General features: G+C 70.7%; 17 protein-coding genes. 7 read left to right on the top strand and 10 right to left on the bottom strand.

Annotated elements, in window-relative coordinates:
- Nucleotides 1-175: 175 nt before the first annotated feature.
- Entirely contained in the window at nt 176-1,537 is a 1,362-nt protein-coding gene (locus RMT89_RS33800) for an LCP family protein (RefSeq protein ID WP_315887562.1), read from the bottom strand.
- 226 nt (nt 1,538-1,763) lie between these two features.
- On the opposite strand from RMT89_RS33800, the gene RMT89_RS33795 reads away from it, so the two are divergent.
- Nucleotides 1,764-2,795, top strand: a complete 1,032-nt coding sequence (locus tag RMT89_RS33795; protein ID WP_315887557.1) for a glycosyltransferase family 2 protein — start codon at nt 1,764-1,766, stop codon at nt 2,793-2,795.
- Between the two features lie 22 nt (nt 2,796-2,817).
- On the opposite strand, the gene RMT89_RS33790 is transcribed toward RMT89_RS33795, so the two are convergent.
- The 5 genes from RMT89_RS33790 to RMT89_RS33770 form a co-directional block, all read right to left on the bottom strand.
- Entirely contained in the window at nt 2,818-4,401 is a 1,584-nt protein-coding gene (locus RMT89_RS33790; RefSeq protein WP_399498514.1) for an LCP family protein, read from the bottom strand.
- Between the two features lie 114 nt (nt 4,402-4,515).
- Nucleotides 4,516-6,231, bottom strand: coding sequence for an LCP family protein (locus tag RMT89_RS33785; RefSeq protein WP_315887555.1), 1,716 nt, complete (start codon nt 6,229-6,231; stop codon nt 4,516-4,518).
- A gap of 187 nt (nt 6,232-6,418) precedes the next feature.
- Nucleotides 6,419-8,134, bottom strand: a complete 1,716-nt coding sequence (locus tag RMT89_RS33780; protein WP_315887554.1) for an LCP family protein — start codon at nt 8,132-8,134, stop codon at nt 6,419-6,421.
- A gap of 242 nt (nt 8,135-8,376) precedes the next feature.
- Nucleotides 8,377-9,504, bottom strand: a complete 1,128-nt coding sequence (locus RMT89_RS33775) for an LCP family protein (protein WP_315887561.1) — start codon at nt 9,502-9,504, stop codon at nt 8,377-8,379.
- Nucleotides 9,505-9,870: 366 nt separating this feature from the next.
- Nucleotides 9,871-10,629 (bottom strand): TIGR03089 family protein, encoded by a 759-nt coding sequence (locus RMT89_RS33770; protein ID WP_315887553.1) that lies wholly within the window; start codon nt 10,627-10,629, stop codon nt 9,871-9,873.
- A gap of 129 nt (nt 10,630-10,758) precedes the next feature.
- Here RMT89_RS33770 and RMT89_RS33765 point away from each other — a divergent pair, with 129 nt between their 5' ends.
- The 3 genes from RMT89_RS33765 to RMT89_RS33755 all read left to right on the top strand — a co-directional run bounded on the left by RMT89_RS33765 (nt 10,759) and on the right by RMT89_RS33755 (nt 13,763).
- The gene (locus RMT89_RS33765) at nt 10,759-12,132 is read left to right on the top strand and encodes a peptidoglycan recognition protein (protein WP_315887552.1); all 1,374 of its coding nucleotides are present in this window, start codon (nt 10,759-10,761) and stop codon (nt 12,130-12,132) included.
- 173 nt (nt 12,133-12,305) lie between these two features.
- The gene (locus RMT89_RS33760) at nt 12,306-13,388 is read left to right on the top strand and encodes an NDP-sugar synthase (protein WP_315887551.1); all 1,083 of its coding nucleotides are present in this window, start codon (nt 12,306-12,308) and stop codon (nt 13,386-13,388) included.
- A 216-nt stretch (nt 13,389-13,604) separates the two neighbouring features.
- Nucleotides 13,605-13,763: a hypothetical protein gene (locus RMT89_RS33755; protein WP_315887550.1), complete on the top strand. Its 159-nt coding sequence runs from the start codon at nt 13,605-13,607 to the stop codon at nt 13,761-13,763.
- 205 nt (nt 13,764-13,968) lie between these two features.
- Here the strand turns inward: RMT89_RS33755 and RMT89_RS33750 are convergent, their stop codons facing one another.
- Genes RMT89_RS33750 through RMT89_RS33735 form a run of 4 tightly spaced genes read right to left on the bottom strand, consistent with a single transcriptional unit; the run spans nt 13,969 to nt 17,809 of the window.
- Nucleotides 13,969-14,970: a DNA-3-methyladenine glycosylase 2 family protein gene (locus RMT89_RS33750; RefSeq protein WP_315887549.1), complete on the bottom strand. Its 1,002-nt coding sequence runs from the start codon at nt 14,968-14,970 to the stop codon at nt 13,969-13,971.
- 59 nt (nt 14,971-15,029) lie between these two features.
- Complete coding sequence (locus tag RMT89_RS33745) at nt 15,030-16,331, bottom strand: coenzyme F420-0:L-glutamate ligase (RefSeq protein WP_315887548.1); 1,302 nt, start codon at nt 16,329-16,331, stop codon at nt 15,030-15,032.
- Nucleotides 16,328-17,287: a 2-phospho-L-lactate transferase gene (gene cofD, locus RMT89_RS33740; RefSeq protein ID WP_315887547.1), complete on the bottom strand. Its 960-nt coding sequence runs from the start codon at nt 17,285-17,287 to the stop codon at nt 16,328-16,330. Before cofD ends, RMT89_RS33745 begins: the two co-directional genes overlap by 4 nt.
- 33 nt (nt 17,288-17,320) lie before the next feature.
- Nucleotides 17,321-17,809, bottom strand: a complete 489-nt coding sequence (locus RMT89_RS33735; protein ID WP_315887546.1) for a cysteine dioxygenase family protein — start codon at nt 17,807-17,809, stop codon at nt 17,321-17,323.
- 656 nt (nt 17,810-18,465) lie between these two features.
- On the opposite strand from RMT89_RS33735, the gene RMT89_RS33730 reads away from it, so the two are divergent.
- The 3 genes from RMT89_RS33730 to RMT89_RS33720 all read left to right on the top strand — a co-directional run bounded on the left by RMT89_RS33730 (nt 18,466) and on the right by RMT89_RS33720 (nt 24,047).
- Nucleotides 18,466-18,729: a WhiB family transcriptional regulator gene (locus RMT89_RS33730; RefSeq protein ID WP_003975777.1), complete on the top strand. Its 264-nt coding sequence runs from the start codon at nt 18,466-18,468 to the stop codon at nt 18,727-18,729.
- Nucleotides 18,730-18,909: 180 nt separating this feature from the next.
- Nucleotides 18,910-22,554 carry a glycosyltransferase gene (locus RMT89_RS33725; RefSeq protein WP_315887545.1) on the top strand — a complete coding sequence of 1,215 codons (3,645 nt, stop codon included), beginning with the start codon at nt 18,910-18,912 and terminating at the stop codon, nt 22,552-22,554.
- The gene (locus RMT89_RS33720; protein WP_315887544.1) at nt 22,551-24,047 is read left to right on the top strand and encodes a DUF5719 family protein; all 1,497 of its coding nucleotides are present in this window, start codon (nt 22,551-22,553) and stop codon (nt 24,045-24,047) included. Before RMT89_RS33725 ends, RMT89_RS33720 begins: the two co-directional genes overlap by 4 nt.
- Nucleotides 24,048-24,051 lie beyond the last annotated feature (4 nt).

The raw sequence follows: 24,051 nt of genomic DNA, 5'->3' as shown, positions 1-24,051 counted from the left end.
GGCCGGTGCGGCGAGGGTGCGTGCCGGGCGCCGTGGGTGCTGTGCGGGACTTTCAAAACACCCCCTAGTGCCGCGGCTGGCCACAACCAGCCCCTCCGGCGTCTGAGGAGCGGGGGTCCAGGGGGCGGAGCCCCTTCAGGATGGGAGACGGGCAGGGGCGGCGGGGGCGAGGAAGCTACTTGCAGACGACCTCGTCACCGCGCACCACACCCGACTCCCCCTGCGAAGGATCCGCCGCCCGGACCTTCCGCACCCGCTCGAAGTCCGCCCCCGCGATCACCTTCAGCGTTGCCCCGAGCCCCTTCACCGCCCGCAGCTCACTCCCCGGCAACGCGGCCCCCAGCGACTTCGCCGACCGGTCCCAGCGGGGGTCGTACAGGACAACCGTCCGCTCCACCCCCCGATCCGCCGCGTTCACCGGCATCCGCGACGTCCGGAACCCCGTCGCCGCCAGCGCCGCATCCACCCGCTTCCCCAGCCCCGCCGTCCCCGTCCCGTTCTCCACCTGCACCCGGATCTGCTGCGGCGCCACCTCCACCTTCACCGCCGCGCTCCTCGGCCGGTGCGCGGCCAGCGGCTTGTCCTCGCGCAGGGCGGCGAACAGCCGGGACGACTTCACGGGGTCCCACTTCAGCGTCGACCCGACCCCCTTCACGACGTATCCCATCTGCCCGATGGGCACCGTCGTGAACTCCGACGACGACGGCGAGAAGTTCCGCATCGCCCGCCCGAGATCCAGCAGCTCGTCGGCCCCGAACCCCTTGTCCGCCCGCACGGAGCCCAGCACCGCCCGGGTCACATCCCGGAACTTCATCGGGTTCAGCACGATCCCGGACGACGTGGCCCGCTCCACCAGCGCCGCGAGAAAGCGCTGCTGCCGCTGCATCCGGCCAAGATCGGACGCCCCGTCGACATGCCGTGCGCGCACGTACTGGAGTGCCTGACCGCCGCTCAGCGAGTGCGTGCCCGCAGGCAGGTCAAGACCGGTGTAGGAGTCCTTCAGCGGCTCGGCCGTGCAGACCTTCACCCCGCCCAGCACATCCACCGTCTTCATGAAGCTGGTGAAGTCGACCTCCAGATAGTGGTCGATCTTGACCCGGGTCATGGCCTCGACCGTCCGCACCGTCAGCTGCGGCCCACCCTCCGCATACGCCGCGTTCAGCTTCACCGGATGCCCGTGATGCCGCTCACCGCTCGTCGCGTCGGCATGCGCCGGCGTCCTCGCGTACGAGTCCCGCGGCAGGCTCACCACACTCGCCCGCTGCCGGTCCTCCGAGATGTGCACGATCATGATCGTGTCGGTGCAGTTGCAGGGCGCCCCACCGAGCCGGTACCTGCGCCGCTCGGTCTCGGAGATCCGGTCCCGCCCGTCCGTGCCGACCAGCAGCACGTTCATCCCGTGCCCGGCCCGGGGCCGGTTCTTCATGTCCTTGAAGGGGTCCACCCGCGCGATGTCCGCGTCCAGGCTGGTGACCACGGCATGGCCGATGCCGGCGGACGCCAGCACCACGACCGACAGCGTCGTCACCGCCCGCATGGCCCAGCGCGGCTTCTTCCGCCGTACGGGCGGCTGCGGCGGGCGGCGTCGAGGACGCTGGGAAGGACGGGATGCGGGGGATGCGGGCACGGCGACACCTCCGCGAAGGCCGTACTGCGGGGACGTGGGATCCGTGAGCACCGTAGGCCCATACGATCTGTGGCCCGGTGCGCCGCCCCGGGCGGGGCGCACCGGTGTCCCCCGTTCGCGGTAACGTGAGGCCCCTATGAACGCCTATCCCGACGTGCAGCTCCCCGCCGTGTCCGTCATCATGCCCGTCCTCAACGAGGAGCGGCATCTGCGCGGAGCCGTCCGAGCGATCCTCGCGCAGGAGTACGCCGGCGAGATGGAGGTCGTGATCGCCCTCGGTCCGTCCACGGACCGTACGGACGAGATCGCCGCCCAGCTCGTCCGGGAAGACCCGCGCGTCCACACCGTGCCGAACCCGACCGGCCGCACGCCCGCCGCCCTCAACGCCGCGATCAAGGCCTCCCGCCACCCGATCGTCGTCCGCGTCGACGGCCACGGCATGCTCTCGCCCGACTACATCACCACCGCCGTCCGGCTCCTGGAGGAGACCGGCGCGCAGAACGTCGGCGGCATCATGCACGCCGAGGGCGAGAACGACTGGGAGCACGCGGTGGCCGCCGCGATGACCTCGAAGATCGGCGTGGGCAACGCCGTCTTCCACACGGGCGGGCAGGCGGGCGAGGCCGAGACCGTCTACCTCGGCGTCTTCCGCCGCGAGGCCCTGGAGCAGCAGGGCGGCTACAACGAGGAGTTCATCCGCGCCCAGGACTGGGAGCTGAACTTCCGTATCCGCGAGGCCGGCGGGCTGATCTGGTTCTCGCCCGAGCTGAAGGTGTCGTACCGCCCGCGGCCGAGCGTGAAGGCCCTGGCCAAGCAGTACAAGGACTACGGCCGCTGGCGGCACGTCGTCGCCCGCTACCACGAGGGGTCCATCAACCTGCGCTACCTCGCCCCGCCGACGGCGGTCCTCGCCATCGCCGCGGGCCTCGTGGTGGGCGCGGCCCTGACGCCGCTCGGCTTGGTGATCCCCGGCGGCTATCTCGCGGCGATCGTCCTCGGGTCGGTCCCGGCGGGCAAGGGTCTGCCGCTGAAGGCCCGGCTGCAGATCCCCGTGGCCCTCGCCACCATGCACATGTCCTGGGGCTGGGGCTTCCTGACCAGCCCGCGCTCGCTGGCCCGCAAGGTGATCGCCTCCCGGCGCCCCGCCGTGCTCAGCACCAGCAACTGAGCACGGCCGCCCTGAACCCGGCCTAGAAGGTGAAGGCCGGGTTCACGCGCATACAGGCCTCCTTGTCGGCGCCGTTGAGGGCCTTGTCGGGGTCGGGCATCCTGTCGTCCTGCTTCGGCGCCTTGTACGCCGTACCCTCGCGCCAGTCGCCGCCCACGACGAGCGTCACCCCCGTAACCTCCGTGGAGCGCTTCACCGAACTCAGCGGGATCCCCAGGGACTTGGCGACCCGCTGGGCGTCGCCCTCCAGCTCCGCGCTCGGGTAGCGGACGACCGTACGGTCCTCGCTCAGGAGCGTCGACTGGTCGGCGACCGCCCGCGTGAAGCCCTCCTCCCGGAGCAGCCCGGTCACCGTGTTCGCACGCCCGCCGACCGCGCCCAGGGCGTCGCTGCCGGTGCCGTTCCGGACCTGGACAGCGATCTCGCCATCGGCCGCCGCCGGGTCGTCCGAGAGCTTCTCCTCGGTCTTCGCCTTCTTCTTGCCCTTGCCGTCCAGCGCGATGTCCTCACGCACCAGCCGGAACAGCTGCTCCGCCTCCTCGGTGGGCTCCACCTGCGCGCCCACGTACCGGTTCGGCATCGTGGCCATGGTGATGCGCTTCGGGTCCACCTTCCGCAGCTCGTTGCTGAGGTCGAAGAGCTTCTTGACGTCGTCCAGACCGGGGTCGACCGTGAGCGCGTCGGTGGCCTCCTCGGCGAGCCTGCGCAGCTTCAGCGGGCTGCTGAGGGTGGCGTTCTCGCGCAGCTCGCGGACCATCGAGGTCATGTACATTTGCTGAGCCTTGGCGCGGGCGAGGTCGCTGCCGTCCTCGAAGCCGTAGCGGGTGCGCAGCCACTGGAGGGCCTGCTCGCCCTTGACCGGGTGCGTGCCCTTCTCCAGCTTCAGACCGGAGCCGTGGCCCTGGTTGTCACGGGACTCGATATTGGCGTCCACGCACACCGGGACGCCGCCGATGGCGTCCGCCATCGACACCACGCCCGCGAAGTCGACCATGATGAAGTGGTCGATGCGGATGCCGGTGAGCTCCTGCCAGGTGGCCACCGTACAGCCCGGACCGCCGTGCCTCAGGCTCTGGTTGGTCGCCACCCGCCCGTTGCTCGCCGGGTACACCTCGTCGTCGTCCGGGTCGGTGCAGTTGGGGATCTGTACGAGGGTGTCGCGGGGCATGCTGATGACCGACATGTTGGAGCGGTCGGCCGACAGGTGCAGCAGCATCTGCACATCCGCCCGCGGCGGCGTACCGAACGTCTCCCTGGCGCCGCCGAGCTTCTGGTTCTCCTTGGTGTCCCGCGCGTCCGAGCCGATGAGCAGGATGTTCAGCGGGGTCTGCCCGGCGGCGTTCGGCGTCGGCTTGGCGACCTTGCTGTCCCCCAGGTTCAGGTCGTCCTGCTTGATGTTGCCGTTCAGATGCCGGTAGTAGAGGTACCCGGCCCCGGCCGTACCGACTATGAGCACCGCCATCAGGGTCGCGGACCACTTCAGAATCCGCCGCCCGCGCCCCGGCCGCACTCTGCGGCGACCGCCCCGGCCCTCCCCGCCGTCGGCCGCCCCCGCGCCGCCCTCCGCGGCGCCCGGAGCGGCCTCGCGCACACTGCTCTGCGTCACTTCCCCGTCCCTCCCCACCCCTGCCGGCCGAACCGCCCCACCCAAGCGCCATGGAACGGGCCTGTCGTACGTCATGTCAGACGTACGACAGGCCCGTCAGGTCGCCTCAGTGGCTCAACCGGCGCACTGGACCTTGTCCGCCGTCGACTTCTGCACGTCCGGCGCCTTTGCCGAGGAGGCGTCGAGCTTCAGGCCCGCCCCCTTGAAGTCCTTGCCCAGGATCAATGTCATCGTCGGCAGACCCTGGGCGTTGAGCTCGCTCTCGCCGGGCTTCAGCGCGGAGCCGGACAGCCCCATGATGTCCGCCAGCCGGCGCGCCTGATCTGCCTGGTCAGGAGCGTACTCAAGGGTCGTCCTGGCCTGTTCGGCGTCCGCGTTGCCCGCGTTCTCGGACTTGCTCACGCCCTCCTGCGTCTGGAGATACGTGAGCTGGCCCTGGGCGCTGCCGGACTCCGCGCCGCCGTTGAGGATGCGTACGCGTACCTCGGAGGCGTCGGCCTTGGTGCCCTTGAGGCGGGCGGCGACGGCGGCGGCTTCCTTCTTCTTCTCCCCCTTGACCTCGGTGAACGACACATCGTTCTTGATCATGTCGAAGACCTGGGGCGCCGTCGTCTCATTGACGACGACGGTCGCCTTGATCACCTCGGCCGGGTTGTCCTTGACCGGGACGGTGGTGAAGGTGATGTTCTTCGTCGGCACCTTCTTCAGCTCCAGGGCGAGGTCCTTGAGCGTGCCCACCTTGCCTATGGCCTTGTCCACCGTCAGCGCCTCGCTGGCCGCCTCGGCCAGCTTCAGCAGCTTGGTCGGGCTGGTGAGGGTGTCGCTGGAGGACATCTTGCGCATCAGCGAGCCCAGGAACTGCTGCTGCGCCTTGATGCGGTCCAGGTCGCTGCTGTTGCTGAACGCCTTGCGGGTGCGGACGAAGGCGAGCGCATCCTCGCCCTCGATCTTCGACTCACCCTTGGGCAGGTCGAGTTTGGACTTCTCGTCCTTGATGGGGCGGTTCAGGCACACCGTGACCCCGTTCACGGCGGTCGTCAGGGTCTTCACGGCATTGAAGTCGACCATCATGAAGTGGTCGGGCGTGATGCCGCTGAACTCCTTGACCGTGTCCATGGTGCAGCCGGGATCCCGGCCGCTCTCACCGAGGCTGCGATTGAAGCGAACGCCCTGCAGGCCGGGGATGACCTTCTCGGTGCCGTCCTCCAGCTTCGTCCGGCACTCCGGGATGTCGACGATCATGTCGCGCGGAATGCTCATCGCGGTGGCGTTCGACCGGTCCTTGGCGACGTGCAGCAGGATCGTGGTGTCCGCGTGGCCGACGCTGTTCTTGTCGCCGTAGCCCTCGTTGCCCGCACCGGTGCGCTTGTCGGTGCCGATGATCAGGATGTTGAAGGCTTCGTCCTTCCTGAAGCTGCTCGCGCCCGCCTCACCGACGTCGATCGTGTCGACGTTGCCCTCAAGATGCTTGAGGTAGAGGTAGCCGCCGGTGGCGGCGGCGACCAGCACGAACGCCATCGTGCCGCCGGTCCACAGCAGCGCCTTCTTCGTCTTCGTCTTTCGGGGCCTGCGCCCGCGCCGCCCCGGCGGCTCCTCGGGCTCGGCCCGGCGCCTGCGCGGCGGCGGCACCTGGCGGCCCGGTACGGCCGGGGGTCTCGCGGTGGTGGCGTCCGGACGGGGCACGGGGCGCCGGCGAGGACCGGGGACGGGCGACTGCGGTGATTGCGGTGCGGAAGGGCTCAGTCGCAGTTCGTATTCGCCGGTGTTCGGATTGAGTACCCATTGGTCTGCGGGGTCGATGTTCTCCGACCGCCCACGGCCTGCGTCCACGGTTGTCCGAATCCTCCGTCGGGAAGGCGCCGCGCGGAACTTCGCCGCGCGGCCCGATGCACGGGATCGCTCACACTATCCGCACACTTCGGCGTCGAGCGACGTCGGTGAGAAATTCCACGTGCGTACAACCGAATGAGGTGTCCCTACAACCGGTCAATTCCCCGCAATTGTTAGACGGATCCGGTCACTTGGCGCACTCGACCTGATCCGCGGTGGACTTGTCGACGCCCTCGGGGGTCTTCCCCGACGACGACCCGGTGAGCTTCACACCCGCGCCCTTGAAGTCCTTGCCCAGAATCAGCGTCATCGTGGGCAGGCCCTGGGAGTTGGTGACGCTCTCGCCGGGCTTCAGCGCGGAGCCGGGCAGACCCATGATGTCCGCCAACCGCCGTGCCTGGTCGGCCTGTTCGGGAGCGTATTCCAGGGTCGTCTTCGCCTGTTCGGCGTCCGCGTTGCCCGCGTTCTCGGACTTGGTCACGCCCGCCTCGGTCTGGAGCCAGGCGAGCTGCCGCTGGGCGCTGCCGGACTCCGCGCCGCCGTTGAGGATGCGTACGCGCACCTCGGAGGCGTCGGCCTTGGTGCCCTTGAGGCGGGCGGCGACGGCGGCGGCTTCCTTCTTCTTCTCCGCCTTGACCTCGGTGAACGACACATCGTTCTTGATCATGTCGAAGACCTCGGGGGCCGTCGACTCGTTGATCACGACGGTCGACTTCACCGTCTCGGCCGGGTTGTCGATCACCGGAACGGTGGTGAACGTCAGGTTCTTGGTGTCGAGCTTGCCCAGCTCAAGGCCCAGGTCCTTCAGCTTGCCGATGCTGTCGAGCTGGGAGTCGACGGTGAGCGCCCTGGTGCCCACCTCCGCCAGCTTCACCATCTTCGTCGGGTTGGTGAGCGTGTCGTTGGACTTCAGCTTGCGCATCAGCGAGCTCAGGAACTGCTGCTGCAGCCCGATCCGGCTCAAGTCGCCGCCGAAGCCCACCGAGTGCCGGGTGCGCAGAAAGGCCAGCGCCTGCTCGCCCTCGATGGTGTGCGTGCCCTTGGACAGCTTCAGCTGCGAGTCCGGGTCGTCGATGTCCTTGGCCAGACACACCTCGACCCCACCGACCGCGCTGGTCAGCGTCTTGACCGCGTTGAAGTCGGCGACCATGAAGTTGTCCGGGGTGATCCCGGTCAGCTCGGTGACGGTCCGCATGGTGCAACTGGGCGTACGGCCGCCCTGCCCGAGGCTGGTGTTGAAGCGCACACCGCTGGCCCCCTTGATGACCTTCTTGGACCCGTCCTCCTGAGTGGTCGGACAGTCCGGGATGTCGACGATCAGGTCCCGCGGGATGCTGAGCGCGGTGGCGTTCGACCGGTCCTTGGAGACATGCAGCAGGATCGTGGTGTCGGCGTGCCCGACGCTGCCGGAGTCGCCGTAGCCCTCGTTGCCGGCACCGGTGCGCTTGTCGGTGCCGATCAGCAGGATGTTGATGGCCTCGTCCTTCTTGAAGCCACCGGTGCCGGCGCCGTCGTCCGGGACGGAGTCGATGTTGTCGTTGAGGTGCTGCAGGTAGAGATACCCGGCCCCGGCGGTGGCGATGAGCAGAAACGCCATGCTGCCGCCGGTCCACAGCAGGAACTTCTTGACCTTGGACTGCTTCTTCCCGGGGCGCCGTCCACGCCGGCCGGGAAGGGGCTCCTCGGGTACACCGCGCCGCCGGCGGGCCGGCGGAACCTCACGTCCCGGACGCGGAGCGCGTACGGGCGTCGCGGTCCGGGAGGCGGATCTGCGGGGGGTCGCAACGGCCGACTGCGCTGCGGATGGGGTCAGTCGCAGTTCGTATTCGCCGGTGTTCGGATTGAGCACCCACTGGTCTGCGGGATCGATGTTCTCCGCCCGCCCACGGCCTTGCGCGTCCACGGTTGTCCGAATCCTCCGTCGGGGCCACGCGGCGCCTCCCCCCTCCAAGGCGCTCGGGTCTCGGTCAAACAGTGCGCGACCCATGACGTACCAGGAGGGAACGGCGTGGCCGGGCGCACCGGGTCGCTCACACTATCCGCCCAGTTCAACGTGGAGGGACGCCGGTGACAAATTCCACGCCCCTACAACCGGTCAATACGGAGCATTTCCCTGAACAGGGGTTCGCCGTCTTGGTGCGCGCTTTACCCGCAGGCGTCCTGGGCGGCGGTGTTTCCCCGGAAGGTGGGGGCGGGGGAGGAGGAGGCGCGAGAGGGAGTGCGCTTGTCGTGAGTGCCCGCTTCTCTCGCTCCCGGGCGACCCTTTTGACTGACTTCGACGGGCGTGTCGGTACGCAATCGCTCGAACAGCCTTTCTGCTTCGGGCTCCACCAGCTGGTCGCGATTGGAGTTGTAGACATACGACTCCCGGGGAACGGTCAGAAATTGCACGCGTTCGGTGGGGATGTCGCGCACGCCACGGACGAGTTGGTACAAACCCCGCAAGCTGGCCAGATCCGGATCGGTGGTGAGCGAGGACGTGGCGGCATCGAGCACGGGATACAACCGCACCGGATTCAGCAGTACGTCATTGCTCTGCACCTTGTTGACGAGGGCACCGAGAAAGCGCTGCTGGCGATCCATGCGGTCGGTGTCACTGCCGTTGCCCAGGGACTTCCGGGCGCGCACATATCCAAGGGCCTGTTCCCCGTCGAGCTCGACGCGTCCGGCGGGAAGCCGAAGCTTGGCCGCCTTGTCGTTGATGGGCTCCTTCAGACAGACCTCGACGCCTCCGACGGCATCGACCATGTCCTTGAAGCCACCGAAGTCGACGACCATGTGATGGTCGATCCGCACGCCGGTGAGCTTCTCGACGGTACGGATGCTGCACGCCGAACCGCCCACCTGGAAGGCGTAGTTGAACATGGCGAACGTGGGCTTGGTGCGCTTGCCGTCGCGCCGCAGACAGGCCGGCACGTCGACCATGAGATCCCGGGGCAGGGAAACGGCGGTGGCGCTCTGCCGCCCGGCGGACAGATGCAACAGGATGGTGGTGTCGGACCGCGCGCTCCCGGAGTCCCGCCCATAGCGCCGGTTCTCGTCACCGGACCGGGAGTCGGACCCGATCACCAGGATGTTCTGAGCGTTCTTGACGAGCGACGTGGGCCGCTCACTCTCGTACCGGGCGAGTTCGGCGGCGGCGGCACTGTCCGGAGTGATGTTCCCGTCGAGCTTCACATAGACGGCCCACCCACACCCGACGGCCACCAACACCGCCACACCCACCCCAAGGGCAACCCGCCGAAGCCAAGTCCGCCGCCGCCGACGTATCAGCCCCGTCCCACTGGCCCGGGCCCCCCACCTCGGGGCCCCACCTCCGCTCTCGGTCACGTCTCCGTCCACCCCTCATGGCGTGCGGGCCGATATCTCCGTGGTCTCCCTCACGACCATGACGCGGATGGGGGCCGGGGGGTGGGTGGTGATGGGCCGAATGGGGGAGGGGCGGATACCGTCGGCCGGCGTTGACGGACGGCACGTCTCAGTGCCGGTCCGCATCTTTCAGCCCGTCCGGCGTTTGAGGACGAGGCCCGTTCAGGGCCGAAACGGGGGTCCGGGGGCGGCAGCCCCCGGTGGGGGCCCCTCTGGGGGAGGGGCGGGTAGGCGGCGGGGGCGAGAAATGCCGTGCCGCACCCGAGAGCGTCACCGCGCCACAGCCGTGACCCGCTCACTCTCGATCCGCTTGGCCAACGCTTCCTCCCCCAACGCCGAAAGATTCCGGCACAACACCACAGACCCCCCCGTGGCCAACGCCCCGTACAACCCGGCGTTCAACCCCTCCCACGTGTCGTACCCCAACCCCGACAGAATCCGAGACCCGGGCCCGGTCAACCCCAACCCCGTCGCCTCGTCCCGCGCCCGCTCCACAACCTCCGCCCCCGTGAACTCCCGCCCGGCGACAATCAACGCCGCCTCCTCGGGATCCACCGGTGAGAACGGCACAAACCGATCCCCTTGCCCCGGCACCTCCACCGCGTAGTCCACAAACCCGGCCGGCACCTGAGGAAACCGCCCGCCCAACGGCCGTAGCGCCATGGCGACCCGCTCCCCACCACAGCCCCGCGCCACATCCAGCGTCTCCGGCCCGCTCACCACGACATCGGCCGCCGCCACATCCGCGCCGCCGACATCCGCGACGGTCCCCACGGACGAACAGGCCAGCAGCCACACCGCCGTCTGCCAGTGCGCGGGCAGCAGCAGAGCCACCCGGTCCCCGGGCCCGGCGCCGAGGTCTCCTTGAAGAAGGTTCGCCGTCTTGGCCACCCAATTGGCGAAGGTGGCCACGGACAATTCGACACGCTCCCCGGTGGCATCGTCGTAGAAGGTCACCAGGGGACGCCCAGGATCCGCGGCAAGCGCGGAAGTCAGCAGGTCGGCAGGGGTGCGATCGGTGGCATTCACCCGCGTTAGCGTACGCGCGCCCCACCCCGCGCAGCCCCCGCACCCACCACCGATTCGGCCGAACCCCGCCCAACGCCCCGTCAAATCCCCGATGGACAGATATGTATGACTATGTCCAACATCAGGGGCATGCGTGGATTCCTTGCTTCCTCGATCGGTGTCATTTGCGCGGCCACTCTTCTCCTTCCGCTGGCCCCATCCTCCGCCGCGGCGACCAAGAGACCCGCGCCGACGGCGGAAGCGGCCACGACACCTCGCGAGAGATCGACCCCCGGCCACACCGAGTCCCTCCCCCTGGCAACGCTCCCCACCACGAGAGCGACCCCCACGGCACCGGAACAGGGCCTGCCCCGCCGAGATGTACGCCCGTTCTCCCTCGTAGGCGTCATCTGGGACGACCCCGGCACAGAGCTGCACGGCCGGGTCCAGGTCCGCACCCGCGCCACGGCCACCGGCACCTGGTCCGGCTGGCAGGACATCGAGACCCGCAACGCCGAGCACGGAGCCGACCCGGACACCGCGGAACGCACCTCGGGCCGGGTGCGCGGCTCCACGGCCCCCCTGTGGGTGGGCGACTCGGACGGAGTGGAAGTACGAGTCAGAGCGGACCAGGGCAGGGACCCGTACGCGAACCCCCTCCCGACAGGCCTGCGCCTGGAACTCGTCGACCCGGGCGGGGCGGGGGAGGAGCCACCCCAGCCGGCCACCCGAGCAGCCGCCCCCCCGGACGCCCCCGCCAACACCATGACCGCCGAAACGGCAGCGGCCTCCGCCGCCAACGCCGAGCTGGCCCCGGTGGGCGCGATGGAGATCCCGGAGCTCACCTCCGAGCAGACCCGCGACGAACTGTTCGCCCTCCGCGGCACCGAACTGACGGAGGAACAGAAGGCGAAGCCGTACATCGGCCCCCGCCCCCGCATCGTCACCCGCCGTGGCTGGGGCGCGAACGAGAGCTTGCGGGAGAAGAAATTCGTCTACACGAAGAAGGTGAAGGCGGCCTTCGTGCACCACACGGCGTCCGGCAACGGATACACGTGCTCGCAGGCCCCCTCCGTCATCCGCGGTATCTACCGCTACCACGTGCTGAGCATGGGCTGGCGGGACATCGGCTACAACTTCGTCGTCGACAAGTGCGGAAACATCTACGAGGGTCGCGCCGGTGGCGTGGCCAAGCCGGTCCTCGGCGCCCACACTCTCGGTTTCAACACGCACAGCATGGGGATCGCCCTCCTCGGCAGCCACGGCTCGACCAAGCCGTCCGGCGCCGCCGTGAAGGCCGTGGCACGGCTCACGGCCTGGAAACTCGGTCTCTTCGGCGCCAATCCGCGCGGAAAGACATACCTGAAGTCCGGGGGTGGCAATCTCTACGCAAAAGGTAGGAACGTACGACTGAATGTGATCTCCGGCCACCGTGACGGCTTCGCCACGGAGTGCCCGGGCTGGCAGATGTACCGCAAGCTCGGCACGGCCCGCACCACGGCGGCCAGACTCCAGGGGCGCTGACAGGGCCGCTGACGCCGGAAGAGCACACTCACCGCCATCGGGGGAAAGGCGGATCAATGACGAACGCCGCACTGCCGTCGAGGGCACCGCACACGGTCCGCACGCAACGGTCTGCATACACTGACCGGCCGAAAGACAGTTCGGCCGGTCCCGGCAGGAAGCGGAGACAACAGGTGACAGAAGCGATCCTCCTGGTCGGCGGCAAGGGCACACGGCTGCGTCCCCTCACCGTGCACACGCCCAAGCCCATGGTCCGGGCGGCCGGGGTCCCCTTCCTCACCCACCAACTCGCGAGAGCGAGAGCGGCGGGCGTCGACCACATCGTCCTGGCCACGTCCTATCTGGCCGAGGTCTTCGAGCCGTACTTCGGCGACGGCGCCTCGCTGGGCCTGCACATCGAGTACGTCACCGAGGAGGAGCCGCTCGGCACGGGCGGCGCCATCCGCAACGTCGCCTCCCGGCTCCACTCCGCCCCCGACGACCCGGTCCTGATCTTCAACGGCGACATCCTGACGGGCCTGGACATCAGGGCGCTGGTGGACACCCACCAGCGCACGGAGGCGGATGTCTCTCTCCACCTCACGAAAGTGACGGACCCGAGGGCGTACGGCCTGGTCCCGACGGACGAGACGGGCCGGGTGACGGCGTTCCTGGAGAAGCCGCAGACGCCGGAAGAGATCGTCACGGACCAGATCAACGCGGGCGCGTACGTCTTCCGCCGCTCGGTGATCGACACGATCCCGACGGGCCGCCCGGTCTCCGTCGAACGCGAAACCTTCCCGGACCTGCTGTCGGCGGGCGCGCACCTCCAAGGCATGGTGGACTCCACCTACTGGCTGGATCTCGGCACCCCCGCGGCCTTCGTCCGCGGCTCGGCCGACCTCGTCCTGGGCCGGGCCCCGTCCCCCGCGGTCCCCGGCCGCTGCGGCGACCGCCTCATCCTCCCCACGGCCAGGGTCGCCCCGGACGCGAAGCTGGCGGGCGGCACGGTGGTCGGCGAGGGAGCCTTCGTCGCGGAGGGCGCCCGAGTCTTCGGCAGCACGATCCTCCCGGGCGCGGTCATCGAACCCGGCGCGGTCATCACGGACAGCCTGATCGGCACCCGAGCCCGAGTAGGCGAACGCTCCATCCTGACGGGCACGGTAATCGGCGACGGCGCCATAATCGGCCCCGAAAACGAACTCACAGACGGCGCCCGAGTCTGGTGCGACGCCCAAATCCCAGCAAGAGCACTCCGCTTTTCCCCGGACCAATAACGAAGGACACGCACTCCCCCTACTGTCAGGTGGGGGGACTCGACACGAGTCACGGCACGTGCGCGGTTCGCTCACCTCGCTGAGTGCGGCACACCCGAGCCACTCCAGCGGGCCCGGTGTTCGAGGGCGGGCCATGGCCGTCCCGACCCTCCGCTCACCTGGCTGAGTGCGGCGCACTTGAGCTGCTCCGGCGGGGCCGGTGTGGGAGGGCGGGCCATGGCCGTCCCGATCCCCTCGCTCACCTGGCTGAGTGTGGCGCACTTGAGCTGCTCCGGCGGGGCCGGTGTGGGAGGGCGGGCCATGGCCGTCCCGATCCCCTCGCTCACCTGGCTGAGTGTGGCGCACTTGAGCTGCTCCGGCGGGGCCGGTGTGTGAGGGCGGGCCATGGCCGTCCCGACCCTCCGCCCACCCGCTGGGGGCGAACGTTGCTCAGCCCCTTTCAGCCCGTCCGGCGTTTGAAGACGAGGCCGTTCAGGCCGAAGCGGGGGTCTGGGGGCGCAGCCCCCAGTGGGGGTCCCCCTCTGGGGGAGGGACGGGTAGGGGCGGCGGGGGCGAAGAACAGCCCGGTCCCGTCACCCCGTCACAACCGCCCGATATCCCCCCGAGGCATCCGCGGAGCCCGCCGCGCCGGCACCCTCCCGCTCAGCAGAATCAACCGAGCCGCCCGATGCCGCTGCCCCGCATACGGCTCCAGCAGCGACAACATCACGGCGTCATCCGCATCCCGATCCCCCGCGAGCGCAAACCCCACAATCCCCGGCAGATGCAAATCCCCCACGGTCACCGCATCCGTCGCCCCATGACTACGCTGCACCACTTCCGCAGAGGTCCAGGGCCCCACCCCCGGCACCACTTCCAGCCGCGCCCGAGCCTCCTCAGGCGCCAACCCCACCGCCTGCTCCAGCCGCGCAGCGACCCGCACAGCCCGCAGAATCGTCGACGCCCGCTTGTTGTCGACCCCCGCCCGATGCCACTCCCAGGACGGAATCAACGCCCACGTCCGCGCATCCGGCATCACACACATCTGCCCGGGCGCGGGCCCAGGCGCCGGCTCCCCGAACTTCCGCACCAGCAACCGCCACGCCCGATACGCCTCATCGGTCGTGACCTTCTGCTCCAGAATCGACGGAATCAACGACTCCAGCACCAGCCCGGTCCGCGTAAGCCGCAACCCCGGCCGCCGATGCCGAGCGAGCGCCACCACCCGATGCCGAGGCGCGAACGCCTCAGGATCATCCGCGGCACCCAACAACTCCGGCACCTGCTCCAGCAGCCACTCGGCCCCCGCCCCCCATGCCTCCGCCCGAACCGCCGCCCCCTGCACAGCGACCCGCAAGGTCCCGGGCCCAAGCGGAGTACGAGTGGCCCGCCACACCGCCCCGTCCGGCATCGCCCGAAAGGTGGGATCCCCCGGCCCCCGCCGCAACGGCCCGAGCACCAGCCCCAGATCGAGCGGCCCCTGAGGCACATACATCCGCACCCGCCCCGCCACGGCAGCCTGCCGCGGCACACCCGCAGGCACACCGACATGCCCCCCGCGCACGGTCGTACGCGTGGGCCGAGGAGCGAAACGTCCAGCCACGAATGAGGTCCTAGGGGGAGGAGGGAAGCCCTACGAGGGTAGGCCGAAGCCGCCGTACGTCAGCGCACCTCGATATAAGTCCCCGCGTCCCGCTCGGCCCGCGGCCGAGGCTCCTCCGCGGGATGCCCCACAGCCACGGCCCCCATGGGATCCCACCCCTGAGGCAGCCCCAGCACATCCCGTACGACATCGCGGCAGAACATCGTCGACGACACCCACGCCGACCCGAGCCGCTCCCCGGCCAGCGCCACCAGGAAGTTCTGCACTCCGGCCCCGGCGGCCACCACGAACATCTCCCGCTCGGCCGCGTCCCGCCGCGCGTCACCGTACGTGTGCGACCCGTCCATGACGAGACACGGCACCACCAGATACGGCGCGTTGCGCAGGACGTCCCCCCGCCGCACCCGCTTGGCGATGGACTCCTCGCTCTTGCCGTCCCGCCGCAGATCCGCGATCCACGCGTCCCGCATCGCGTCGAGCAGCCGGACCCGCGACTCCTCCGACTCCAGCAGCACGAACCGCCACGGCGTCGTGTGATGCGGCGCCGGCGCCGTCACGGCCGCGGCGACCGCCCGCCGTACCGCCCCGGGGTCGACGGGCTCGTCGGTGAAGGCCCGGACCGTACGGCGCTGGGTCACCGCGAGACGTACCGCCTCCGAGGTCCCCAGCCGGAACATGTCGTCGCGCCCGCCGCGCACCATGGCCCGCGCCCCCTCGCCGTCGTCCCCGGCCATCACATGCGGCAGCCCGCGCACCACGGCGACGGGCAGCCCGGCGGCCTTGCCCTTCACCAGGTCACCGGCGGCGGCCAGCTCGTCCGCGGTCGCGACGACGGTCGCGCTGAGCGGATTGCCGTGCGCGTCCGTGCCCCCGCGCAGGTCGTCGAGCACGCGCACCCCGGCGGCGCCGATCGCCACGTCGGTGAGCCCCGAGCGCCAGGGCCGCCCGAAGGTGTCGGTGACGATCACCCCGACGTCGACGCCGAGGGCGTCGCGCAGCCCGTCCCGTATCGCGCGCGCCGACGCGTCCGGGTCCTCCGGCAGCAACAGCACGGTCCCGGAAGGGGTGTTGGAGGCGTCGACACCGGCCGCCGCCATGACCAGGCCCTGCCGGTTCTCGACGATCCGCAGCGTGCCGCGGCGCGCGACGACCCGTACGGTCTCGGCGTCGATCGCGGCCTCCCGGTCGGTCGCCGGGACGAGCCGGCCCTCCGCCTTGGACACGATCTTCGAGGTGACGAGCAGGACGTCACCGTCGGCCAGCGCGGGCTCCGCGCCCGCGATCAGCTTGGCGAGGTCGTCGCCCGCCGCGACCTCGGGGATCCCGGGCACGGCCCAGACCCGGAACGACACCTCACTCACACCCCCCGCACCTCCTCGGCCAGCGCCAGCGCCTCACGGGCCATCCGCGCGGTCGCGTCGAGGTCGGTCATCATCAGCGGTACGGCCCTGCAGCGGATGCCGGCCGCCTCGATGCGCTCCACGGAGGACGCGTCCACGGTGTCCACGAGCCAGCCGTCGAGCAGCCCCGAGCCGTAGTGCTCGGCGACCGCCGCGGCCGTCGACTCCACCCCGACCGCCGCGAGCACCTTGTCGGCCATCCCGCGCACGGGCGCGTCCCCGACGATGGGGGACAGGCCCACCACCGGCACCCCGGCTTCGGCGATGGCCTCACGGATGCCGGGCACGGCGAGGATCGTGCCGACGGAGACGACCGGGTTGGACGGCGGGAAGACGATGACGTCCGCCTCGGCGATGGCCTCCAGGACGCCCGGCGCGGGCTTGGCCTGCTCGGCGCCCACGGGCACGACGGCCTCGGCGGGGACCGAGGCCCGCAGCCGCACCCAGTACTCCTGGAAGTGGATCGCTCTGCGCTCGCCGTCCAGCTCCACGGCGACATGGGTCTCCACGCGGTCGTCGGTCATCGGGATGAGCCGGACGCCGGGCTTCCACCGGTCGCACAGCGCCTCGGTGACCGTGCTCAGCGGATACCCGGCGCCGATCATCTGGGTCCGCACGATGTGCGTGGCGAAGTCCCGGTCGCCGAGCCCGAACCACTCGGGCCCCACGCCGTACGCCGCGAGCTCCTCCTTGAGGTGGAAGGTCTCGTCGGCCCGCCCCCAGCCCTGCTCCTCGTTGATGCCGCCGCCGAGGGTGTACATCACCGTGTCGAGGTCCGGGCAGACCTTCAGTCCGAAGAGATGGATGTCGTCGCCGGTGTTGCCGATCACGGTGATGTCCGCGTCCGGCGCGGCCTGCTTCAGACCACGCAGGAACCGGGCACCGCCGATGCCGCCTGCCAGAACCACAATGCGCATGGAGCAAGCATGGCAGGCGGGTCCGACAATGCGTCAGGCGGTCGCGACCTCGCAGGCCGGGGCGGGGTGCATCGGCATCTGGGTCAGGCCCGGGTAGTAGACGTGCAGGCTCACCGCCGGCTCCAGCGCGTCGTTGACCACCTCGTGCGCGTACCCCGGCGCGAACACCCGCTGCGCCCCGGACGCCAACGCGCGCGTGCCGCGCTCCGTGCGCTCGGTCAGCGTGCCCTCCAGGACGGTCAGTACGCCGGAGGAGGGGCCGTGGTCGTGCAGTCCGCTGCCCTGTCCGGGCACCCAGGACAGCAGCCAGACCTCGTAGCCGGGACCGGTGCGCAGCCGGTGGTACCAGCGGGAGGTGGCGTCGTACTGGACGAGGTGCTCCCACTGGGAGCGGTCGGCGGCGATGGCGCGGGCCAGGCCGACGAACTCGGCGACGGTGGCCGGGTGCTCGCGCGGAGGCTGGAGGAGGTGCGGGACTTCGAGGATGTCGCCGGCGATCTGGAGGTCGCTGTCGCTGTTCATGGGGTGCGGTGGTTCCTCAGTGAAAGAAGGTCAGAGGGAACAGGCAACCGAGTCGCGGGGTGGGGACCCGGCCTGCAGCTGGAGCGGGGGTGGCTCAACAGCTGGGACAGCAACAACAGCTACAGCGAGCGTGGGCAGCACCGAGGGACCCGGCGGTGCGGGTCGAGGTGAGTGCCAAGTTCGCGAGCATGCCCACAAGGACAGCGGTTCACACCTTCACTGTCAACTCGACGCCCGGAATGTGGGACATGGTTCACCTCATCCGGTTCATCTGGCTGGCGAAAGGTTTGTTCAAGGGGCACCCGGGACACATGGCGCTCAACCGGGCGCACAAGCCTCGTTGCCGTCCCGTGATCCGACTGTGATCCGGTTCGCTTCGACGCGCGCGTCGGAACGAGATCGAACTCCTGGGCGTCCTTTTCCGTACTAGCCCTGTACGGGCCGGAGGCCCTCCCGGGTCTCGTCTGCGTGTCAAGGTTTATGCCGATTTGAACACTTTCCGCAAGGCCTTGGTTCCGCAGAGTGAATAAGGGGCCCAATAGCAGATCTCGGCTTGACTCGCCCGGAGCAGCACACTTGTAATTTCACTCGTGTCGTTCAGCCGAAATCGGTAACGGCTACATCACGGGGACGCGAAAGACAGACGAGGGGCGCACATGACCGAGCTGGTGCAGCAACTGCTGGTCGACGACGCGGACGAGGAACTCGGCTGGCAGGAGCGCGCGCTGTGCGCCCAGACCGACCCCGAGTCCTTCTTCCCCGAGAAGGGCGGCTCCACCCGCGAGGCCAAGAAGGTCTGCCTCGCCTGTGAGGTCCGCTCCGAGTGCCTTGAGTACGCCCTCGCCAACGACGAACGCTTCGGCATCTGGGGCGGCCTGTCCGAGCGGGAACGCCGCCGGCTGAAGAAGGCCGCCGTCTGACGAAACAGCGCACATCCACACGTACATACGTCCCGTACGGCCCGTCGCAGGTGGGTTATCCACAGGCGGCGGGCCGTCGTCATGCCCAGCCGATAGTGTGGTCGCTCGTCCAAGACACCCCGCTGCCCCCAAAGGGCACAGGCGTCCACCACAGTCCACCGAACCGGGGCCCGTACCTCGATGTCCGTGCACAGCCACTCGGCAGCGCATCAAGACGCCGCCGCACCAGAGTTCCCGCGTCACGTGGTGACCGCGGTCCTCGTCGCCCACGACGGTGCCCGCTGGCTGCCCGACGCGCTCGCCGGGCTGCTCGGCCAGGAGCGCCCCGTGCAGTCCCTCATGGCCGCCGACACCGGCAGCGCCGACGACTCCGCCCAACTGGTCACCGACGCCCTCGGCCCCGACCGCGTGCTGCACCTCGCCCGGCGCACCGGCTTCGGCCAGGCCGTCGAGGAGGCCGCCCGCACCGCGCCGGTCCTCACCCCCGACGACCTGCCCTACCTGAGGCGGCCGAGCGGCTGGGACCCGGTCACCCGCACCTGGCGCGACGACACGTACGACCTGCCGGAGCTCCCGCACGGCGAGCCCGTCCAGTGGCTGTGGCTGCTGCACGACGACTGCGCCCCCGAACCCGATGCCCTGGCCCAGCTGCTGAGGGTCGTGGAGAACGAACTGGAGCTCGGCCGCGACGACGTCGCCGTCGTCGGCCCCAAGCTGCGCGGCTGGTACGACAAACGGCAGCTGCTGGAGGTCGGCGTCTCCATCGCGCACTCCGGCCGCCGCTGGACCGGCCTGGACCGCCGCGAACAGGACCAGGGCCAGCACGACCACGTCCGGTCCGTGCTCGCCGTGTCCACCGCAGGCATGCTGATCCGCCGCGATGTCTTCGAACAGCTCGGCGGCTTCGACCGGCGACTGCCCCTGATGCGTGACGACGTCGACCTGTGCTGGCGCGCCCAGGCGGCTGGCCACCGCGTCCTCATCGCCCCCGAGGCGGTCGTACGCCATGCCGAGGCGGCCTCCCGTGAGCGCCGCACCGTCGACTGCGCGGGCCGCACCACGGCCTCCCCGCACAAGGTCGACAAGGCCGGCGCCGTCTACACCCTGCTCGTCAACACCCGCTCCGCCGCGCTGCCCTGGGTGCTGCTGCGCGTCATCCTCGGCACCCTGCTGCGGACCGTCGCCTATCTCGTCGGCAAGGTCCCAGGACAGGCCCTCGACGAGATCCGCGGTCTGCTGGGCGTGCTGCTGCGGCCCGAGCGGATCATCGCCGGACGGCGCAGCCGGGGCCGCCCGGTCGTCGACAAGGGCGAGCTGCGGCCGCTGTTCCCGCCGCCCGGCGCGACCGTGCGGGCCACCGTGGAGCAGGCCGCGGGCACCCTTTTCGGCGACTCCGACCCCGAGGCGACCTCCGGCGCCGGACGGCACGGCGGCGGCATCGAGTCCGGACCCGGCGGCGACGACGCGGACTTCCTGGAGATCGAGCAGTTCGCCCGCCTCAAGCGCATCGCCCGCAAGCCGGGCCCGGTGCTCTTCCTGGTGCTGCTGCTCGTCTCGCTCGCCGCCTGCCGCGAACTGCTCGGCGGCGGTGCCCTCGCGGGCGGCGCCCTGCTGCCCGCCCCGGCGGACTCCGCGGAGCTGTGGTCGCACTACCTGGACTCCTGGCACCCGGTCGGGGCCGGCGGCACCGCGTCCGCGCCCCCGTATCTGGCGCTCGTGGCGATGCTGGCCTCCGTGCTGTTCGGCTCGACCGGACTCGCCGTGACCGTCCTCCTGGTCTGCTCGGTGCCGCTGGCCGGGCTCACCGCCTACTTCGCCTCCCGCCCGCTCGTCGCCTCCCGCCTGCTGCGCGCGTGGGCGGCCGTCGCCTACGCCTTCCTGCCCGCCGCGACCGGCGCCCTCGCCGGAGGCAGGATCGGCACCGCCGTCCTGGCCGTCCTGCTGCCGCTCATCGCCCGCGCGGGCATCGCCGCCAGCGGCCTGGCGAACACCTCGGGGGCGCGCGGCAGTTGGCGGGCCACCTGGGCGTACGCCCTGCTGCTGACGGTCACCACGGCCTTCACGCCGATCGTGTGGCCGATCGCGCTGCTGCTGGGCGTCGCTCTGCTGGCCGTGCGCCGCACCGACATCACCGCCTACGGCCTGCGCTTCCTGGCCCAGCTCGGCACCCCGCTGCTGGTTCTCGCGCCCTGGTCGCTGACCTTGCTCCCGTTCGGTTTCTTCGCCGAGGCGGGCCTGGAGTACGGCTCCTCGGCGGCCTCCGCCCTCGACCTGCTCGGCGCCAGCCCCGGTGGCCCCGGCACGGTCGGCGGGCTGATGCTGATCGGCGTCGTGCTGGCCGCGCTGGCGGCCCTGCTGCGCTCGCAGCGTCAGTTCGGGATCCGGACGGCCTGGGCGGTCGCCCTGGTGGGCCTCGTCTTCGCGGTCCTGTCCAACGGCTCCACCTGGGCCGGCCCCGCCACCCTCGTCTACGGCGTCGCCCTGCTGGCCGCCGCGCTGCTCGGCGCCGACGGGGCACGCGCACGCGTGGCCGAGCAGAGCTTCGGCTGGCGTCAGCCGGTGGCCGCGCTGATCGCCCTCGCGGCCGCCGTGGGTCCCCTGCTCGTCGCCGCCGGCTGGATGATCGACGGCGCCGACGGCCCGGTCGAGCGGCGCGACCCGGTGCAGGTGCCCGCGTTCGTCGCCGAGGAGAGCGGCAACCGCGACCAGACCCGCACCCTCGTCCTCGACAGCGACTCCGCGGCCGATGTGGGCTACATGCTGGTCCGCGGCTCCGGTGCCCGCCTCGGCGACGGCGAACTCGCCGCGGCCGACGGGGAGAACAGCGGCCTCGACAAGGTCGTCGCCAACCTCGTCGCCGGTTCCGGCGCCGACCAGGCCGACCAGCTGGGCAAGTTCGCCGTGGCGTACGTCCTCGTCCACAAGGGCGCGCCCCGCGAGGTCACGCGCGTGCTGGACGCCACCCCCGGTCTGAGCCGGCTCAGCGAGCAGAACGGCAGTGCGCTGTGGCGGGTCGACCAGGACGTCGCGCGCGCCACCATCGTCACCGAGTCCGGTGAGCCGCAGCCCGTCGCCGCGGGCCCCGTCGAGATCCACACCACCGTCCCGGAGGGCTCCGACGGCCGCACCCTGCGCCTGGCCGACACCGCCGACGAGGGCTGGACGGCCACCCTGGACGGCAAGCCGCTGACCCGCACCACTGTCGACGGCTGGGCCCAGGGCTTCGAACTCCCCGCCTCCGGCGGCAGGCTGGACGTCACCTTCGAGGACCCCATCGGCCACACCGCCTGGCTGTGGGTCCAGGGCTCCCTCGCCGTCGTCCTCGTCGTCCTCGCCCTGCCCGGCCGCCGCCGTGACGTCGACGACGACCTCCCCGAGGAGCAGCCGATCCCGGCGCAGGCCGTCTCCGGCGAGGGCCGCCGCGCGCGCCGCCTGCGCGCCCAGGCGGCGGCCGAGGAACAGGGCCGCCCCGACGAGCTCCCGCCCGCTCCGCAGCAGGAGCCCCCCGTCCCCGTCCCGCAGCAGCAGCCCTACGGCCAGTACGACACCCCGAGCTACGCGGCAGCCACCGAGTACGGCGGCTACGGCGAGCAGTACCAGAACGGCCAGGCGTACCCGGCGGGCGGCTACGACCAGGCCTACCAGGCGGATCCGTACCAGGCCGGCCACTACGACCCGTACGCGTACGGCGGACAGCCCCAGCAGGGCGCGTACGACCAGGCCGCGTACGACCAGACGTACCAGCAGGGTTACGACACCGGCTACGACCCGGAGCAGCAGCAGCCGCAGCACGGAGTCGAGCGTCCCGACGGGAGCCAGCAGTGAACCGCACCACCCTCTCCCTGCTCGCCGCTGTGACCGCGCTCGCCGCCGTCACCGGGTACGCCACGCTGAGCGCCCCGGAGGCGTCCGGCAACGACAGCGCCGAGGCGGCCGCCGTGCTGCCCGTGGAGCGCACGAGCCTGCTCTGCCCGTCGCCCAGCACCTCCGACCTCGCCGAGACTGCGTACACCTCCTTCACTCCCGTCACCAAGGGCACCGGCAGCGACGGCGAGGCCGAACTCAGGGCCGCGGCCGGGCAGTCGACGGAGAAGAGCGACAAGGAGAGCGACAAGAGGGCGGACGAGAAGCCGGTCCTGGAGCCCAAGGAGCCGGGCAAGCCGGTCACCGGGGACGCCTCCGGGGCCGACTCGCCCGCGCTGGTGGGCACCGCCGAGGGGAAGTTCGCGCCCGGCTGGACCGTCCAGCAGACCACCGAGGTCACCGCTGGCACCGGACGCGGACTGCAGGGCGTCAACTGCACCGCGCCGGACACGGAGTTCTGGTTCCCGGGCGCCAGTACGGCGACCGACCGCACGGACTATGTGCACCTGACCAACCCGGACGACTCCGCGGCCGTCGTCGACATCGAGCTGTACGGCAAGGACGGCACCCTGGAGACCACGATTCCGGACGGCATCACGGTCCCGCCGCACGGCACCGAGCCGGTCCTGCTGTCCACGCTCATCGACGAGAAGCAGACCAACCTCACCGTGCACGTCAGCGTCCGCAGCGGGCGCGTGGGCGCCGCCGTGCAGGCCCTGGACGACAAGCTCGGCGGCGACTGGCTGGCCGCCTCCACGGACCCCGCGGGCAGCCTGGTCCTGCCCGGCATCCCCAAGGACGCCACGGCGGTACGCCTGATCGCCTTCACCCCCGGCGGTTCCGACGCCGACCTGAAGGTCCAGCTCGCCTCCCCGTCCGGCCTGATCACCCCGGCCGGCAACGAGACGCTGCACGTGAAGTCGCGGATGACGTCCGCGGTCGACCTCGGTGACGTCACCCGCGGCGAGGCGGGCTCGGTGGTGCTGACCCCGACGGACCGCTCGGTCCCGGTGGTGGCGGCGCTCCGGGTGGTCCGGGGCAAGGGCGCCGACCAGGAGACGGCGTTCATCCCGGCCACCAGGCCGGTGGGCACGCGCGCGACGTCCGCAGAGAACACCGCGAAGGGCACGACGCTCTCCCTGACCGCCCCGACCGCCACCGCGAAGGTGAAGGTCACGGCATCCGCGGGCAGCGAGGGCGGCTCGGAGGCGACACAGACGTACACGATCAAGAAGGGCACGACTCAGGACATCGACCTGCCGGCACCGAGCGGCCTGAAGGGCACGTACGCGGTGACGGTCGAAACGGTCTCGGGCGGGCCGGTCTACGGCTCGCGCACGCTGTCCTCGTCCCAGGGGGACGTCCCGGCCTTCACGGTGCAGACCCTGCCGGACGACCGGGGGATGGTGGAGGTACCGCAGGCCGAGCAGGACCTGTCGGTGCTGCAGAAGTAGGCGG

This window comes from Streptomyces sp. P17 (assembly GCF_032436805.1).
GTDB lineage: Bacteria > Actinomycetota > Actinomycetes > Streptomycetales > Streptomycetaceae > Streptomyces.
Note: the sequence above shows the minus strand (reverse complement) of the source record. Positions and strands in the feature narration are given on the sequence as shown.